The sequence below is a fragment of the Mannheimia sp. ZY171111 genome, assembly GCF_017750945.1.
GTDB classification, from domain to species: Bacteria; Pseudomonadota; Gammaproteobacteria; order Enterobacterales; family Pasteurellaceae; genus Mannheimia; species Mannheimia pernigra.
Map to the genome: position 1 here is coordinate 2,072,232 of NZ_CP046532.1, position 14,934 is coordinate 2,087,165.

A 14,934-nucleotide genomic window follows, 5' to 3' on the forward strand; every position below is an offset into this window, starting at 1 on the left:
AAAGCAATGTTTAAAAAACTTTTAGAACTCCGCCAACAAAAAGCGGCTATTGAAGCAGAAATGCGTTCAATTTTAACCAAAGCAGATGAAGAAAAACGTTCTACTACTGAAGCTGAAGGGGCTAAGTTTGATGAACTCCGCTCACAAGCTGAAAACCTAGTGAAAGAAATTTCACGCTATGAAGCGATTACTGATGAACAGCGTAACCAGCCGGGGCAACAAGTCGAAACCGCAGCCGTAAAAGTCAGTGATGACGAACTCCGCCACTGGATTAAAACAGGTGAATTGCGTTCACTTGCTACAAATACGAATGGCGGTGCAGACGGTGGCTATTCTGTAATCCCTGAACTTGATAAGCAAGTGATGAAACGCCTAACAGATGATTCCGTAATGCGACAAATTGCTAACGTGGTAAAACTCACTCAAGGCAAAGAATATAAAAAATTAGTATCGGCAGGCGGTGCGGTAGTAAATCATATCGGTGAAGGCGAAGCACGCACCGAAACCACAACCCCGAAAATGAACGAAGTAACGATTGCCGTTCATAATATTTACGCTTACCCGAAAACAACGCAAGAGATTTTAGACTTTGGCGGCGTTGATATTCTAGGCTGGCTGACGGAAGAAATTTCAGAATCCTTTGTGGAAACTGAAGAAACCGATTTAACCAACGGTACAGGCACAAAACAGGCTAGAGGCTTCTTAGCTTATCCACGAGCAACCGACAACGATAAAACCCGACCATTCGGCACGCTGCAAAAAATGGAAGTGCAACCAGCGAAACTTGACGCAGATGTATTGATTGACTTGTTATTCTCTCTTCATAGTAAATACCGTAAAAATGCGGTGTGGGTAATGAACTCTCAAACGGCTGCAACGCTACAGAAAATCAAAAATAAAAATGGCGATTATATCTGGCGTGATGGTTTACAAGCTGGCAGTCCTAGCACGCTTTTAGGTTTACCAGTTTACTACTTAGAAACAATGCCAAATGCGACAGAAACTAATCCATTCTTAGCGGTGGGCGATTTCAAACGTGGTTATACCATTGTAGATCATACAACAGGCACACGCACCAAACCGGATTCAATCACCGAACCGGGCTTCTATAAGGTTCACACTGATAAATACCTTGGCGGTGGCGTTGTAGATTCTAACGCTATCAAAGTGCTTGAAGCGAAAGCCTAAGCAATAAAACATAAGGGGCAGCATTCGCCCCTTTTGTTGTTTTAAAGGTGGAAATAATGACAGATTTAGAAATTCGATCCGCCACACTCTCCGCAGATAAAGAAAGTCAAAAATTAGTCGGTTATGTGGTGCAATGGAACAAAGATAGCGAAATTTTATGGGGAGAGTATATAGAACGGTTCGCCCCAAATGCGTTCGCTGAATCGTTAAAAAGTGGGAAAGATGTAAGGGCGTTATTTGAACACGACCACACGAAACTGTTAGGCAGAACCTCAAGCGGTACACTTACGCTTGAAGAAGATAATATTGGCTTACGTTTTGAATTATTACCGCCTGATACTCAAACAGGGCGAGATTTATTAGTTAGTGTAGAGCGTGGCGATATTAGCGGAATGTCTTTTGGATTCCGTACTATTAAGAACGAATGGGATTTTAGTGTTGAGCCAAATACTAGAACAGTATTACAAGCGGAGCTGGTTGAAATTACAGTTACAAGCATTCCTGCTTACCCTGATTCTAGCCTAGAAATTTTAAAACGTTCACAAGCGGTAGCAAAAGGTAAAGATTCTTCAAATTGGCAAGATGATAACCGCCATAAATGGCTTCATATTTTGGGGGCTTAAATGTTCGGACTATTTAAAAAGAAATCTGAGACCCGAAGCCTGACCATTGATGACTTGATCGCCAATATGGGAGTAGCTAACACAGGAGCGGGCGAATATGTTAGCCCTTACAATGCGGAATCATTGCCAGCCGTCCTTAATGCCGTGAATGTGATTGCTCAAGCGGTGGCGGCTATGCCTTGCTATCTGTTTGAGGTTAATGCGGAAGGGCGTAAACGCATTGAGAATCACAGCGTTGAATACTTGCTTAATGAAATGCCTAACCGAAATCAAACCCCTTACCAATTCAAAGAAGTGATGATGAGGCACGTTCTCTTAAATGGCAATGCGTATGCGGTGATTGGTTGGAATAGCAAGGGGCAACCCGAAACTTTAACCCCTTATCCGCCTTATGCGGTAAATGTTCAAAGAACCGTTACAGGGGATTATTTTTATCAAATTACCGACTTAAACGGCAAAGTAAGAAACTACTTTCAAGATGAAATTCTACACTTGAGACATGCTTCAAACGATGGCTTTATGGGGCGTTCGCCTATTACGGTGTGCCGTGAAGCGGTGGGGCTGGGATTGGCTCAACAGAAACACGGATCAAGCGTAATGAAAAACGGCTTGATGGCTGGCGGTATTGTTACAACTGCAGAATGGTTCGACCAAAGCAAAGGACAAAAGGCGATGGAAGCCTTAAAACGCTATCAAGGTGCTAAGAATGCGGGCAAAACACCGATTTTAGAAGGTGGAATGGAATATAAACAGCTAGGAATGAGCAATCAAGATGCGGAATGGTTAGCAAGCCGTAAATTCACGATTGAAGATATAGCACGCATTTTTAATATCAGCCCGATCTTCCTACAGGATTATAGCCATTCAAGCTATGCGAACTTTAGTGAAGCAAGCCGAGCATTTTTGGGGCAAACCCTACGCCCTCACTTAGTCAATTTTGAACAGCAGCTAAAAGATGCCTTGATGATTGACTTAACCAGCAACAGCAAAAAGCGTTATGTGGTGGAATTTGACACCAGTGATTTATTACGCACAAATCAGCAAGAACGCTTTAGTAGCTATGATGTGGCGATTAAGTGCGGAATCCTTAGCCCAAATGAAGCCCGGAAGCGTGAAGGCTTACCGCCTTATGTTGGCGGTGATGAATTTAGTCAAGCGTGGAAGCAAACCGTTGAAGTTAAGAAAGGCAACTCAAAAGGGGGCAATGATGGCAAGAATGGTTAGAGCCGGAAAATTCGATAAGGTTATCACTATTCAAAAGCCTGTGATTGGCTCAAATAATTACGGTTCAGTTAAGCGTGAATGGCAAGATGTGAAAACGATAAGAGCCAGTATCGAACCTTTACAAGGGCGAGAATATTTTAGTGGCCCTTTCCAGCTTGGTGAAAATATCACACGCATTCGCATACGTTACCAGCCTGATTTACAGGTTGATCGCAAAATGCGGATTAAGTACGGCGATAAATTATTTGATGTGTATTCTGTTATTGATAGCAAAGAACGACACGAGGAAATTCAAATAATGTGTAAAGAGGGAGAAGCCCATAATGGCTAGAATCGAGTTAGAAGAAATCAAGCAACACTTACGCATAGATCACAATTTAGATGATGAACTACTAGAGCTCTATTCTACTGCAGCACTGGAGGCGGCAGAGAACCATATAGGGAAAACGTTTGGCAGCGATAACAGTAGCGATACAGTGAAATTCACACAGGGGATCAAGGTGGGCTGCTTAATGTTTATCGGTCATTTATATGCTAACCGTGAAACCGTGAGTGATGTTCAATTATATGAAGTACCTATGGCGGTGAAGTCTTTATGGAATCCATACAGAGAACCGGCAATTTATTAAGGGAGAATTATGCCAACACAACCGCTAAGGCGTTGCACTTTCCCTGGTTGTCGTAATCGTGTGAAGGCTGGACGATGTGAAGAACATAAACCAAAGGACACCCGAGAGAGTGCAGCTAAACGAGGTTACGACCACAGATGGACGAAATACCGTAAAGGCTACTTAGCACAAAATCCCCTTTGTGTGATGTGCTTAGCAAAAGGAATTTATACACCAGCAACGGTTATAGACCATATCAAACCAGTAGAAAACGGACAAGCCGATCCACTCTTTTGGGTGCAATCTAATCATCAAGCCTTATGCCGTGATTGCCACAGCTACAAGACAAGAGAGATAGACAAACGAGGATATGGAGCGAAGAAATAGAGTATTCGCATCATACGAACATTTAGTCAGATGTGTATATATGTACACAACTAACCAAACCAAACTTGGTTAGGTTCAAAAAATGAACGGAACTCAAATTTGAGTTTTGCGGAAAATTTGGACAGGTTGAGGCAGTGGGGGGAGTTTTGAAAAGAAAAGCCAAAACGCTAAGAACCGCCCCCTAATCAAATTTTTACGCACGGCAATTTTTTAGAAAATATAGGTGGACGCAGTTTTGCGTTTACCATCTCCCCAAATTTGGAGAGATTAACCAGCTGAAAATTCAGCAGATTGAGCGAACGCAATTTTGCGTTTGTTAGTCTCCTCAATTTTGAGGAGAACATCCCCGAAATTATGGGCGAGTACGCTCCTGAAGTTTTAGGAACGTTCCCGAAAAATGGGGAGCGTTCAATCTCCCGAATTTTCGGGAAATTACCACAACAACAATTTAAGGACTAAACGAATGACAAAAAAGAAGTTACCAAAAGCACCCGATTATTTAGACGAAATCGCTAAGAGCCAATGGAAAAGCAAAATCAATATGTTGGCGGAGCGTGGCGATATTACAGGCGAGGACTACACCAACTTAGAACTTTATTGCGTGAATTATTCGCTTTACCGGCAAGCGGTTCAAAATATCGCAGAACGTGGCTTTAGCATTACCAACAGTCAAGGCACAGAAGCACGCAATCCGGCACTTACTGCCAAAAGCGAAGCTGAAAAAATCATTATTAAAATGTCGTCCTTACTAGGCTTTGATCCGGTAAGCAGACGAAAAACCCCGATTGACACCGAAGAAACAGACGTACTAGATGAACTATGACACCGTGGCACACTTACGCAGAACAAGTACAAAATGGCGAAATCATCGCTTGTAAACGCATAAAGCAAGCGGTAGAGCGTTATTTTTCAGACCTAAACAACCACGAATACTATTTTGATGAAGAAATTGTAACGAAATTTATCAAGTTTTCAGCCTTATGCCCTCACGTTAAGGGGTATTTATACGGCAAACCGATAGAGCTCTCAGACTGGCAAATATTCTTATTTGCGAACATTTTAGGCTTTAAATACCGTGAAAGTGGCTTGCGAAAATACAGATCCGCTTACGTTCAAGTTGCCCGGAAGAACGCCAAAAGCACGGTAGCGGCAATATTGGCGAACTGGTGGCTTGTAATGGAAAAAGGGCAACAGGATATTTACACTGCAGCAGTAAGCCGAGATCAAGCCCGAATTGTATTTGATGATGCCAAGAAAATGGCAACCTTAAGCAAGCCATTAAGCAAACGCCTCACAATCCAACAGCACAAAATGCTATACACGCAAAAAAACAGCCTAATGCGACCGCTTGCGGCTAAATCTTCCACTATTGAGGGAACTAACCCTAGCCTTGCGATTGTGGACGAATACCACTTACACCCCGATAACAGCGTATATAGTGCGTTAGAGTTAGGACAAGGGGCAAGACCTGAAGGGCTTTTATTTGCGATCACGACTGCCGGCAGTAACACCATTTCAGCTTGTAAACAGCACTATGATTACTGCTGCCAAATTTTAGACGGCACGGAAAAAAACGAATCTATTTTCATTCTGATTTTTGAGTTAGACGATGAAAACGAAATTGAAGATCCGCAAAATTGGATAAAAGCCAACCCCAACATAGGAAAATCCATTCCTTACAAAGATTTTGAAAATACCATAGCCAAAGCAAGGGGGATTCCGTCCGAGTGGGTAGAAATGCTTACCAAACGCTTTAATGTATGGTGCAACGGCTCTACACCGTGGCTAGGCGAAGGGGGCTGGAAAGCGTGCGAGCGGCAATACAACGAAGAAGAATTACAGGGTAAAGCGTGCTATATGGGGCTTGATTTATCTAGTACAAACGACTTAACAAGCCTTTGCTATGTGTTCCCGGTGGAACAAAACAAAGTACGAATAATCACCCGGCACTACATACCCGAATACCAACTTGCGAATGTGGCCAACAAAAATAGAGCGATGTATCGCAACTGGGAGCGTATGGGCTGGCTACGCATTACCAAGGGCGACTGTATCGACTACGACCGAATCCGAGATGATATTTTCAAAGACGCAGAAAAATTTGAAATCAAAATGACCGGCTTTGACGTATGGAACGCCACACACCTACGCACGCAGTTACAAGGCTATGGGTTGGAGGTTGAACCCTTTCCGCAAACCTATCAACGCTATAGCCCGGTGGCGAAGTCTGCCGAAGTGCTCATTAATCGCCAAATGATAGAACACAATGGCGACCCTATTTTAGCGTGGGCTTTATCAAATGTCGTAATGGAATCAGACGCCAATGCCAACATTAAGCCGAATAAGAAGAAATCAGCGAACAAAATCGACCCGGCAATCGCCTTTTTAATGGCGTTAGGCACTTATCAACTTGAATATGGTGATCTTGCTTTCGAGATGACAGAAGAACAACGTAAAACCCTAGAAAACTTCACAGGAGTGGATATTTAATGAAATGCGAATTTGCGAAAACTAACCCGCTAATCATCAAGCAAGCGATGGAGTTTTACCTAAAAAATAAAAATGGCTTATTTACTTTTGTTAGCCTATGGAATGATGAAGAACCATTCCCAAAAGATGAACTATTAATCTGTTTAGATGTGTGGATTAAGCAGCTAAAAGAGCTACATTCAACCACACCGACTATAGAAACTGAACTAACCCTTAAAAACCTATTAGAGAAACGGAGAAAGCTAAAATGAGTGTAAAAATCACAGGACTAAAAGAACTACAGCAAGCCTTGAAGAAGAAAGAGAAAGAAATTCAGAGCAAAGCGAAAAAAGCCATCAGAAAATCACTTAATGCTGGAGCAAAAGAGGCGAAAAGCATTATGAAGCCTTATATTCCCGTTTTAGGCTCAAGCACCAATTTTAGACAAAAAGGCACGGTAAAAAACAACCTCCGACACCGCACGCATATAGCCCGAGACGGATTAAGCGGAACAACCATAATCAGAATTAGACGAGCTGGTGGAAAACGTATGGCAAGAGTAGGTGAAAATACGAGAGACCGCACCGACCCTTTCTACTGGTTTATGCTTGACCGAGGCACAAGCAAGATGACCGGCACACACTTTTTTGAGAAAGGAGCAAAGGCAGCAGAGGAAAGAGCCTTAAGGACGGTAAAAAACACTTTTGAAAAAGAAATGAAAGATGTCATAAAATAGGCTTGAAAAAATGCTAAAACACCCACAAAATAAGGGAAACGGTTATTTCTACTAAGGGGGTGTTTTATGAAAGACTACGATCCACTCTTCCCGAACAGAGAGGAGGAAAGCGGCACACTTTCAAGCGTAATAAGCAGCTTTTTTGATGTAATTCGTGCGGCTATTCCAACCAAAGATAATCCACTCAAAGCAGAAATTACTTACACAACCCCGAAAGGAGAAGATTTTAGTATTAATCTACAAATTAAGGGCAAAGAATAACCTAATATAATGCACCTAGGCTGATCCCCGAAAGCAAGAAACCTTATCTTGTTGGTGCATTCCCTCTATAAGGACTAAATGCGAAAGGGGCGTTTATATGATATTTTCTAAAGATTTCTATTCTATAGAAAATGCGGTTCATTTATTAAATGAATTATTTAAAACTAACTCTTTTACCCAAAGAGATATTATAGATTTCTATTTGTCTGATTATTTCAGATTCTGCTTGCGTGTTAAAAATATAAATGAAAGAGAAATAGATTTATTTACTTTCAAAAAATCAATAAAATCACACCCAATAGATTTATTTTCTAATCCAGTAAATAATGCCTTTTTATCTATTATAGGAGATGACGAAAATAATCTATATATAACAAGAGAAAATATAAGTGGAAATGGTTATTTTCAAATACCTAAAGAGCTTGTGGAAATATCAGAGGATTTTAAAATATATGGTTTGAAAGTTTTAGCTGATAATTCTTTACACATTGAATCCATTAAGGAATTAATAGAAGATGAATTAATAGAAGAAGATGAAGATACCTTTAAAACTGAAAATTTAATCATTTATTTTGAACAAGGCTTGTTATTGCCAAGAGATGAGATTTTAATATCTAAAGACGGATTATTGAATGCTATAGATATTATAAAAGAGCAGCACGCTAATGCTTTAGAGCAAATATCGCCTAAAGATGAAATAGCTAAAAAATCCGAAACCGCTTACTTAAACATCATTGGAGCATTACTTGAAACTAGTTTACAAAGTGATAAATTTGAAAACCAAAACGCCTTAATTGAATACTTATCAAACCATTATCAAGGCTATTCAGGTTTATCTGAAAGAAATCTCAAAGGCAAATTTGCCGCCGCAAAAAACTCTCTTCAAAATGTATAGGTGCAAATGCACCACCCAAAAGTGTAAATGCACCGACCCGCCGCCTTGGCGGGTTTATTATTCCTCCCGTTCGAACAACTCAACGAAACGCCACAGCGTTTTAAATAACTGAACGAATGAAGAGGAATTTTTATGACCCAATCACAAACCCAATCAAAAAAACTAATTAGCGGAAAAGAAGTAACCGCCATTGTTGGCTTTGGCAGAACAAAACTAAATTTGCTGGTAAAAGCCAATCAATTTCCACAACCGATCCGATTTTCTGAAAACTTTATCCGCTGGGATTTAGCAGAAGTGAATAGCTGGATTGAAGAACAGAAAGCAGCACGAGCTTAAGGTGGCGGAAGATGGAAAAAGCAAGAAAACCAACCCAATTTTTAAAAGTCCTTCATCGCCTAATCGTGGCAAGTGTTAGCGGTATTGATGGCTATGCGATGAATATGACTTCCGCCCGGAACTATATTAGCGAACTTGAACGCAACCACTTAACCGAAAAAGTAAAACGTACACGAGAAAGCACAAAAGACGGTGCGGGGCAGTATTACCGCTATGAAATTGCCAATCTTAAGCAATTAAAGCAAGTGATTGCGATTTATACGGCAAAAGGCGGGGAGCTGGCGGCAGAAGAACAACAACGGGCTTATTCTCGATTCCAATCTACAGCAGTTAAACAGAAGGAGGCAGAATGATTACATTCACAAGCATAGCCAAAGAGTTAGACAACCTTTTAACTTATATTGACAGCGTAAGAAATGGTAAGCCTATTTACTGGACTAATACCGCAACTGGCGAACGTAAACAAGCAACCGCAGACGAAAATTTATCTTACATTGAAGATCAAGTTTTATTAGTGGCGGCAGATGTGAATATTCTGAAAGAGGAGCTGAAAAAACAAGTAGGCAAATTTACGGATTAGGAGGAGCGAAAAATGCGACTAATTCCACCGCCACCAATTTTGCTTTTAGGAATTGTGCTGGCATATCTCTCAATCGCTGGGGGATAAATGATTTTTAAAATATCAAAGGAGTTTAATCAAATGTTAGAACTAATGGATAAATCAGCAACAGTTAAGCGGTTTATATGGTTCCTAGTGTTATGCGGAATGTTCGCTTTAATTCTCTTTAAATTACCTGAAATAGGCGAATTTATTGTAACCATTAAAAACAGCTAAAAAACAACTCCAAGCCTCACGACTTGGAGCTATTTAATCAATACCAATACGAACAAGATCAAAATCAGTGGACGTGGCACACAGTAACACTGGTTTTCAATTAAAGGACTTCACGAATATGCCTGTATTCATAAAGCAATGCTATTTTAGCAAAATTAATACAAAAATCAATAAACTTGAAATTATTTCATTTTCAAAAAGTAAAAATTCGATTTATTCTATCCTCGCAGTCACAAAATCGGCTGTCGAGCCTGAGAACTCGAATAATCAAACTTTGGCGGACAGTAGCACGCCTTTAAACCGTGCTTTTTTTGTTCGTGGCACACGCACACCTAAAGAACACCTAGAAACCCTTAGAGGTTCAGAGTGTCTTTATGAATTAGGTATGTCGGTTTTTGGACACACCCAAATTCTATCAATGGTAGCGTGTAGCGGGAAAGGTTCGCCCTTTGCTGTGTTCCAAAGTTCGCAGTTTCTCAGCCCGTTACACGTTACCGCCCAAACCCTGAGAAGTTTAGCGGTAGCCCCTCAAAATTTAACTTTGGAGCTATCAGCGATGATCTACAAATTCCTTTTACTAGGCTCAAAACGCCTGAAAATTACCGTACACGCCAACAACAAAGCCGAAGCCTTAAGCCGTGTTCAATTTGCCTCTAAACCGCTTCTAGTGGCACGTTTACGCAATCCGCTTGTAAATAATTCACAAAATCCGACCGCTTGCGATACTGAACAAAATAACAGCTTGCCAAATGTGGGGAGTTGCGGTCATAATGACCTCACTACTACATACGACGCTAACCGCAAGCGTGATACAAGCGGTCTTTTTTTACCTAAAATTCACCAATATCACGGGCTTACTACACCCAAGATCTATTCAGAATTAGCGGTAAGGGCGACACCCCGAAATAAGGCTTTAAGCACGAATAAGGGGGGCTATTCGTATGTAGCAGTTGAACCCTTATCGCACCTTTCACAAAGCGATAAGTCATTTTATTCACTAACTAAAACATACGACACTATGAACAAACCAACCCTATTTTACAAAGCCTTAATTGGCACAACTTCCGCCATTGTATCTTCTCCACGTTTTGAGGGGGGGCAATATGCGTAATCAACAAAAACAATTCAACAAAGGCATTGCTAAATGCTGGCAAGCGGCAACCATTCTTCAAGCAATGTCAAAATCACGCCTTCAAGAAATGGACGGCGTAGATATATCGCTGGCCTTAGAAGGCGTTTATAGCATTTTACATTCTGCTTTATGTGATATGGAAGATTTAGATTTCAATCAAGAGGGAGGTAAAAATGCGTAATCGAGCTATTCCTACCCATATCGCTTTAACTCAAGAACAGGCGGGCAAAATTGACTGGTCACTAAATTACGCCAAGGCGATTTTAACGCTAATCCAAAACGACAGCCCGAACAACGAGAGCGATGAACCCGAAGAGTTTTTCACGAGTACAAGCACTATCAAAACCGCTATTTCAGCCGTTCAGCATTTCTTAGAGGTGGCGGAAGAGAACCGCAAGAGTGGTATTTATTGCAACATTGAGCTTGAAAGGGTATCAGGCAATGCCGCACACCCTCAAACAACAGGGGGCAACGATGACTAAACTAAGAAACGCTCCTTTTGTAGATAAACAACCGAAAGGCAAGCCATACGAAGCCTATATTATTGCCGGTGGCAATGCGTGGAATAAAACCAAACAGCAAACCGTGCTAGAGTGGACGAAAGCCGAAGCGAATTATCAGCCTATCATTCTAGGTAGTAAAGAATTGCGAGAAATTGACCGCTTGAAGTTGGCGTTAGAGGTCGGCAATGTGGCAATATACCGTGCCGGTACACTCACAGAGGCGGAGAAATCCGCCATCTGTCAAAATCTCGCTAAGTATTCCGCCGCTGAAACGGTCGTATTCTATGACGAAGCTCTACAGCTTGAAGAAAATGCGAGCGGCTATATCGCCCGATTGCGTACTGAAAATGGCGGAAGTGTGGCGGAAAAACCGAAGATAAAGGAAAGCGACCGAACCAACGATAAAGCCCGAGCCTTTCAAAAATGGCTAGGTTTAGATCTTGCTTTTCAATGTGGTAGCCGTGAAATACACGCATATAACGGCAAAATATGGGAAAAAGTAGAACGAGAGCAGATAAACCGAAGTGTAGTTACCTTTTTGGAAGAGAACGAGATAGGATATAGTAAAAAATCGGTGAATGCTTTGTTGGAAACGATGGAAATTCAACTGCCATTAATGGGGGAAGTTGCTGGTGATTTAATTGCTTTTGATAATGGCGTATTAAATCGGAATACATTGTTATTTGAACCTCATAACCGCCAAAACTGGCTAACGGCTTATATTCCACATAGCTATGACGAGAACGTAGCCGAAACACCACACTTTGATCAATGGCTTAACTTTGTATCAGACGGCAAGCAAGACAAGGCGAAGAACATTCTAGCCGCTCTCTATGCGATTTTAACAAACCGCTACAACTGGCAAGTATTCTTCCAAGTAACAGGGAAAGGCGGAAGCGGTAAATCGGTATTTGCTGGCATTGCGACACTATTAGCTGGAGAAAAGAACACAGCTTCAGCAAGGCTAGAAAACTTTGATGATGAACGCAAAATCGCAGGGCTGGAAGATAAAAAGCTGATTATCTGTTCCGAGCAAACGAAATACGCTGGAGATGGTGGCGGATTGAAAGCGATTACTGGCGGTGATATGGTGCGAGTCGATCCGAAGAACAAGCACCCATTTAACGCAAGAATTGCGGCAATGATTATGATCGTCAATAACGACCCTTGTAAATGGACAGAACGGAATGGCGGTATAGATAGGCGGATTGTCAATTTCCGTTTTAATAAAAGACCGCCTGAAAATGAACGTGATCCGTATTTTATGGATAAAATTACATTAGAGATAGGGGGCATTATCCGTAAAGTGCTTGATACCTTCCCTGACCCACTCGAAGCTAAAAGAGCCTTAGAGGAGCAAAAAGAGAGCCTAGAGGCGTTGGAGATTAAAAAGCAGTCTGACCCATTAACGGATTTTTTCGAGTATCTATATACAACAGAAAATACAGACGGGCTTTATATCGGAACTGGCAACACGCTTGGACACGACAAAATAAGAACGCACCTTTATCCGGCATATTTAGCCTTTGTTAAGGCTAAGAATGTGCTAGAACTAGGCTTAAATACTTTTGTAGTAGGTATTGAGCAAGCAGTAAAGCAACACGGCAATAAGCACGATTTCACAAAACGAAAGACGAATAAAGGGCAACGAACAAACGTTCATTTCAAAAATTTTGATGACTTTCAAAGTGATATTTTGAATTAGCAAAGAGGGGGAAACCCCTCTTTTTTTCTAGGTCATCACCTTTTTGTGATGACTTAATGATGACTTTAAAACCAGTCATCACCACTTAACTATTTGATTTTAAAGGAGAAGGTGGGGAAAGTGATGACGTGACGACTAAAATCATATATTTTACCTCCCTAACCCCGAACTAACTCTAAATTCATTCCGCACTGTTCGCAATAATCACCTAAAAGCTGCATTACTGGCACACGCTCTTCTAAAAAATCATATCGGTTGTATGTGTTTTCTAAATCATCTCCACCTTCTAATAAATGGGATAATATACTTTCGGAAACGTGGCGATCTACTTTGCGAGAAGATAGAAATGTTTTCACAAATGCCCGAATACCGTGTGCGGTTAGTCTATCTTTATATCCATTCCTTTTTAATGTTGAATTTACCGTTGCGTTGCTCATTGGTTTACTATTTGATGAACGACCTGGAAAAACAAAAGGACTAGAATTAGAGTACATTTTCATCATCTCTAATATCTTTAACGCTTGGGAGGATAACGGCACAGCGTGAGGGCGTTTTTTATCTGCTTTTCCTTTCATTTTCTCTTTAGGGATATTCCATAGCTTTTTCTCAAAGTCTATTTCTTTCCATTCAGCATTAACGGCTTCATTTGGGCGTAGAGCAGTCAAGAACGACCAACAAACAAGGGCGTAAGTTTGTTTTGATAACTTAGCATTATTTAAATCAGTAAATAGCTGCGGTAATTCTTCAGGCTTAATCGTTGGATTGGGGCTAGACGGCTTGATATAAAAGTTTTTAATGGCTAATCGGCAGTTATGGCTTTCTATAATGCCTTGCGTAATGGCGTGATCCATTACAGCAGATACAAGCTGATGAAGTTTTTTTAATGTGTTGCTTCTATCTGCTACTTTGGCATAAATATCAACAAGGGCTTTTACTTTGATTTCTTCAACGTGTTTATCGCCAATATAGGGGAATATATGATTTTCTAGCCTTATCCAATTCTTTTCACGGGTAAGCGGATTTTTCGCTTTCTCTTTGTAAATGCCATTGAAATAGCTTTCGGCAACATTGCGGAAGGTGTCGTTTACTCGATTTTCGGCTTCTTGTTGGATTCTCTCTTGCTCTTTCTGTGGATCTATCCCTTTTGCTAATAAAGCACGGTATTCATCACGAATAGCACGAGCTTCCGCAAGTGAAATATCAGGGAATAAACCAAGTGAGATTTTAGTCCTTTTCTTTGTAATGGGGCGTACATAATTAAACCGCCAACTTTTAGAGCCGCTAGGCAAGATCAATAAAAATAGGTTATCGCCATCTGATAAAGAGTATTCTTTATCTTTAGGCTTTGCGTTTTTTATTTGGGTAGGGGTAAGCGGTTTGATAACTTTAGCCATAATGTAGTAACCATAAAAAGAGACTCGATGTAACCATTATAAATCGTGGTTACAATTTTGGTTACAATAATTTGCGATTAGAAGCGTTTAGTTGCGTTTAGCTAAGATAACAAAAAAGCCTGTAAACGTTGATTTTACAGGCTTTCTAAGGCTTTTTAGTTTAGCTTCGTTGAGCTAAATTTAGTTAAATGGTGCTCTGGGCGAGACTTGAACTCGCACGGACTGTGTCCACCACCCCCTCAAGATGGCGTGTCTACCAATTCCACCACCAGAGCTTTATTCTTTTTAATGTTAAGCGATTATTGAGGGATATCGCTATTTTCTATTTTTACAGGTTCTACTTGCTTTTGTTCAACATTACTTAAGTCTTCAAATTGACTTGTTGGTGCTTTAGTATGTGAACTTAAGTTGCCTATTGCTAAGCTAATAGCGAAGAAAATAGTTGCTAATAAAGCAGTTGTTCTTGATAAGAAATTAGCTGAACCAGCTGAACCAAAAACAGTTGCTGAAGCACCTGCACCAAAAGAGGCTCCTGCATCAGCACCTTTACCTTGTTGCATTAATACGAATGCGATGAGTAAAACAGCAACAACAAGATAAATAATGGTTAGTACATTAATTAACATTAATTTATTCTC

General features: G+C 40.7%; 22 protein-coding genes and 1 tRNA gene. 20 read left to right on the plus strand and 3 right to left on the minus strand.

The window, feature by feature from the left end; genetic code table 11:
* The first annotated feature begins 6 nt into the window (after positions 1–6).
* The 20 genes from GM698_RS09845 to GM698_RS09935 all read left to right on the plus strand — a co-directional run bounded on the left by GM698_RS09845 (position 7) and on the right by GM698_RS09935 (position 12,902).
* On the plus strand, positions 7–1,188 hold the full coding sequence (locus GM698_RS09845; protein WP_209289366.1) for a phage major capsid protein: 1,182 nt from the start codon (positions 7–9) through the stop codon (positions 1,186–1,188).
* A gap of 56 nt (positions 1,189–1,244) precedes the next feature.
* Positions 1,245–1,811, plus strand: coding sequence for an HK97 family phage prohead protease (locus GM698_RS09850; RefSeq protein ID WP_371739894.1), 567 nt, complete (start codon positions 1,245–1,247; stop codon positions 1,809–1,811).
* Positions 1,812–3,035: a phage portal protein gene (locus tag GM698_RS09855; RefSeq protein ID WP_176810004.1), complete on the plus strand. Its 1,224-nt coding sequence runs from the start codon at positions 1,812–1,814 to the stop codon at positions 3,033–3,035.
* Positions 3,019–3,366 (plus strand): phage head closure protein, encoded by a 348-nt coding sequence (locus tag GM698_RS09860; protein ID WP_176810391.1) that lies wholly within the window; start codon positions 3,019–3,021, stop codon positions 3,364–3,366. The genes GM698_RS09855 and GM698_RS09860 overlap by 17 nt, the downstream gene beginning before the upstream one ends.
* Positions 3,359–3,664: a head-tail connector protein gene (locus GM698_RS09865; RefSeq protein ID WP_171023768.1), complete on the plus strand. Its 306-nt coding sequence runs from the start codon at positions 3,359–3,361 to the stop codon at positions 3,662–3,664. Before GM698_RS09860 ends, GM698_RS09865 begins: the two co-directional genes overlap by 8 nt.
* Before the next feature lie 9 nt (positions 3,665–3,673).
* Entirely contained in the window at positions 3,674–4,030 is a 357-nt protein-coding gene (locus tag GM698_RS09870) for an HNH endonuclease (RefSeq protein WP_209289367.1), read from the plus strand.
* A 463-nt stretch (positions 4,031–4,493) separates the two neighbouring features.
* On the plus strand, positions 4,494–4,853 hold the full coding sequence (locus GM698_RS09875; RefSeq protein WP_138316994.1) for a phage terminase small subunit P27 family: 360 nt from the start codon (positions 4,494–4,496) through the stop codon (positions 4,851–4,853).
* Positions 4,850–6,520 carry a terminase large subunit gene (locus tag GM698_RS09880; RefSeq protein WP_209289368.1) on the plus strand — a complete coding sequence of 557 codons (1,671 nt, stop codon included), beginning with the start codon at positions 4,850–4,852 and terminating at the stop codon, positions 6,518–6,520. The genes GM698_RS09875 and GM698_RS09880 overlap by 4 nt, the downstream gene beginning before the upstream one ends.
* Positions 6,520–6,771 carry a hypothetical protein gene (locus GM698_RS09885; RefSeq protein ID WP_138316992.1) on the plus strand — a complete coding sequence of 84 codons (252 nt, stop codon included), beginning with the start codon at positions 6,520–6,522 and terminating at the stop codon, positions 6,769–6,771. Before GM698_RS09880 ends, GM698_RS09885 begins: the two co-directional genes overlap by 1 nt.
* The gene (locus tag GM698_RS09890; RefSeq protein WP_176812590.1) at positions 6,768–7,235 is read left to right on the plus strand and encodes an HK97-gp10 family putative phage morphogenesis protein; all 468 of its coding nucleotides are present in this window, start codon (positions 6,768–6,770) and stop codon (positions 7,233–7,235) included. Before GM698_RS09885 ends, GM698_RS09890 begins: the two co-directional genes overlap by 4 nt.
* 66 nt (positions 7,236–7,301) lie before the next feature.
* Positions 7,302–7,496 carry a hypothetical protein gene (locus tag GM698_RS09895; RefSeq protein ID WP_176812589.1) on the plus strand — a complete coding sequence of 65 codons (195 nt, stop codon included), beginning with the start codon at positions 7,302–7,304 and terminating at the stop codon, positions 7,494–7,496.
* Between the two features lie 97 nt (positions 7,497–7,593).
* Positions 7,594–8,391 carry a hypothetical protein gene (locus GM698_RS09900; protein ID WP_176812588.1) on the plus strand — a complete coding sequence of 266 codons (798 nt, stop codon included), beginning with the start codon at positions 7,594–7,596 and terminating at the stop codon, positions 8,389–8,391.
* Between the two features lie 132 nt (positions 8,392–8,523).
* Entirely contained in the window at positions 8,524–8,727 is a 204-nt protein-coding gene (locus GM698_RS09905) for an AlpA family transcriptional regulator (protein WP_176812587.1), read from the plus strand.
* A gap of 11 nt (positions 8,728–8,738) precedes the next feature.
* Positions 8,739–9,080, plus strand: coding sequence for a hypothetical protein (locus tag GM698_RS09910; RefSeq protein ID WP_176812586.1), 342 nt, complete (start codon positions 8,739–8,741; stop codon positions 9,078–9,080).
* Positions 9,077–9,307, plus strand: coding sequence for a hypothetical protein (locus tag GM698_RS09915; protein ID WP_176812585.1), 231 nt, complete (start codon positions 9,077–9,079; stop codon positions 9,305–9,307). The genes GM698_RS09910 and GM698_RS09915 overlap by 4 nt, the downstream gene beginning before the upstream one ends.
* A gap of 120 nt (positions 9,308–9,427) precedes the next feature.
* The gene (locus GM698_RS10710) at positions 9,428–9,562 is read left to right on the plus strand and encodes a hypothetical protein (protein ID WP_256437770.1); all 135 of its coding nucleotides are present in this window, start codon (positions 9,428–9,430) and stop codon (positions 9,560–9,562) included.
* A gap of 118 nt (positions 9,563–9,680) precedes the next feature.
* On the plus strand, positions 9,681–10,673 hold the full coding sequence (locus GM698_RS09920; protein WP_209289369.1) for an ash family protein: 993 nt from the start codon (positions 9,681–9,683) through the stop codon (positions 10,671–10,673).
* Complete coding sequence (locus tag GM698_RS09925) at positions 10,666–10,875, plus strand: hypothetical protein (RefSeq protein WP_209289370.1); 210 nt, start codon at positions 10,666–10,668, stop codon at positions 10,873–10,875. The genes GM698_RS09920 and GM698_RS09925 overlap by 8 nt, the downstream gene beginning before the upstream one ends.
* The gene (locus GM698_RS09930; protein ID WP_238348713.1) at positions 10,868–11,176 is read left to right on the plus strand and encodes a hypothetical protein; all 309 of its coding nucleotides are present in this window, start codon (positions 10,868–10,870) and stop codon (positions 11,174–11,176) included. Before GM698_RS09925 ends, GM698_RS09930 begins: the two co-directional genes overlap by 8 nt.
* Complete coding sequence (locus GM698_RS09935) at positions 11,169–12,902, plus strand: phage/plasmid primase, P4 family (protein ID WP_176812583.1); 1,734 nt, start codon at positions 11,169–11,171, stop codon at positions 12,900–12,902. The genes GM698_RS09930 and GM698_RS09935 overlap by 8 nt, the downstream gene beginning before the upstream one ends.
* Positions 12,903–13,060: 158 nt before the next feature.
* On the opposite strand, the gene GM698_RS09940 is transcribed toward GM698_RS09935, so the two are convergent.
* From GM698_RS09940 to secG, 3 genes are all read right to left on the minus strand, one after another.
* Positions 13,061–14,296, minus strand: coding sequence for an integrase arm-type DNA-binding domain-containing protein (locus tag GM698_RS09940; RefSeq protein ID WP_176812582.1), 1,236 nt, complete (start codon positions 14,294–14,296; stop codon positions 13,061–13,063).
* A gap of 189 nt (positions 14,297–14,485) precedes the next feature.
* Positions 14,486–14,571 (minus strand) — tRNA-Leu (locus tag GM698_RS09945).
* Between the two features lie 24 nt (positions 14,572–14,595).
* The gene (gene secG, locus GM698_RS09950; protein WP_176808510.1) at positions 14,596–14,922 is read right to left on the minus strand and encodes a preprotein translocase subunit SecG; all 327 of its coding nucleotides are present in this window, start codon (positions 14,920–14,922) and stop codon (positions 14,596–14,598) included.
* Between the last annotated feature and the right edge of the window lie 12 nt (positions 14,923–14,934).

Coding starts and splice junctions, on each gene's coding strand:
- GM698_RS09855 (WP_176810004.1), top strand. CDS start 1,812: ATGTTCGGACTATTTAAAAAGAAATCTGAGACCCGAAGCCTGACCATT.
- GM698_RS09935 (WP_176812583.1), top strand. CDS start 11,169: ATGACTAAACTAAGAAACGCTCCTTTTGTAGATAAACAACCGAAAGGC.
- GM698_RS09910 (WP_176812586.1), top strand. CDS start 8,739: ATGGAAAAAGCAAGAAAACCAACCCAATTTTTAAAAGTCCTTCATCGC.
- GM698_RS09895 (WP_176812589.1), top strand. CDS start 7,302: ATGAAAGACTACGATCCACTCTTCCCGAACAGAGAGGAGGAAAGCGGC.
- GM698_RS09915 (WP_176812585.1), top strand. CDS start 9,077: ATGATTACATTCACAAGCATAGCCAAAGAGTTAGACAACCTTTTAACT.
- secG (WP_176808510.1), bottom strand. CDS start 14,922: ATGTTAATTAATGTACTAACCATTATTTATCTTGTTGTTGCTGTTTTA.
- GM698_RS09850 (WP_371739894.1), top strand. CDS start 1,245: ATGACAGATTTAGAAATTCGATCCGCCACACTCTCCGCAGATAAAGAA.
- GM698_RS10710 (WP_256437770.1), top strand. CDS start 9,428: ATGTTAGAACTAATGGATAAATCAGCAACAGTTAAGCGGTTTATATGG.
- GM698_RS09920 (WP_209289369.1), top strand. CDS start 9,681: ATGCCTGTATTCATAAAGCAATGCTATTTTAGCAAAATTAATACAAAA.
- GM698_RS09890 (WP_176812590.1), top strand. CDS start 6,768: ATGAGTGTAAAAATCACAGGACTAAAAGAACTACAGCAAGCCTTGAAG.
- GM698_RS09870 (WP_209289367.1), top strand. CDS start 3,674: ATGCCAACACAACCGCTAAGGCGTTGCACTTTCCCTGGTTGTCGTAAT.
- GM698_RS09900 (WP_176812588.1), top strand. CDS start 7,594: ATGATATTTTCTAAAGATTTCTATTCTATAGAAAATGCGGTTCATTTA.
- GM698_RS09845 (WP_209289366.1), top strand. CDS start 7: ATGTTTAAAAAACTTTTAGAACTCCGCCAACAAAAAGCGGCTATTGAA.
- GM698_RS09930 (WP_238348713.1), top strand. CDS start 10,868: ATGCGTAATCGAGCTATTCCTACCCATATCGCTTTAACTCAAGAACAG.
- GM698_RS09885 (WP_138316992.1), top strand. CDS start 6,520: ATGAAATGCGAATTTGCGAAAACTAACCCGCTAATCATCAAGCAAGCG.
- GM698_RS09880 (WP_209289368.1), top strand. CDS start 4,850: ATGACACCGTGGCACACTTACGCAGAACAAGTACAAAATGGCGAAATC.
- GM698_RS09860 (WP_176810391.1), top strand. CDS start 3,019: ATGGCAAGAATGGTTAGAGCCGGAAAATTCGATAAGGTTATCACTATT.
- GM698_RS09875 (WP_138316994.1), top strand. CDS start 4,494: ATGACAAAAAAGAAGTTACCAAAAGCACCCGATTATTTAGACGAAATC.
- GM698_RS09925 (WP_209289370.1), top strand. CDS start 10,666: ATGCGTAATCAACAAAAACAATTCAACAAAGGCATTGCTAAATGCTGG.
- GM698_RS09905 (WP_176812587.1), top strand. CDS start 8,524: ATGACCCAATCACAAACCCAATCAAAAAAACTAATTAGCGGAAAAGAA.
- GM698_RS09940 (WP_176812582.1), bottom strand. CDS start 14,296: ATGGCTAAAGTTATCAAACCGCTTACCCCTACCCAAATAAAAAACGCA.
- GM698_RS09865 (WP_171023768.1), top strand. CDS start 3,359: ATGGCTAGAATCGAGTTAGAAGAAATCAAGCAACACTTACGCATAGAT.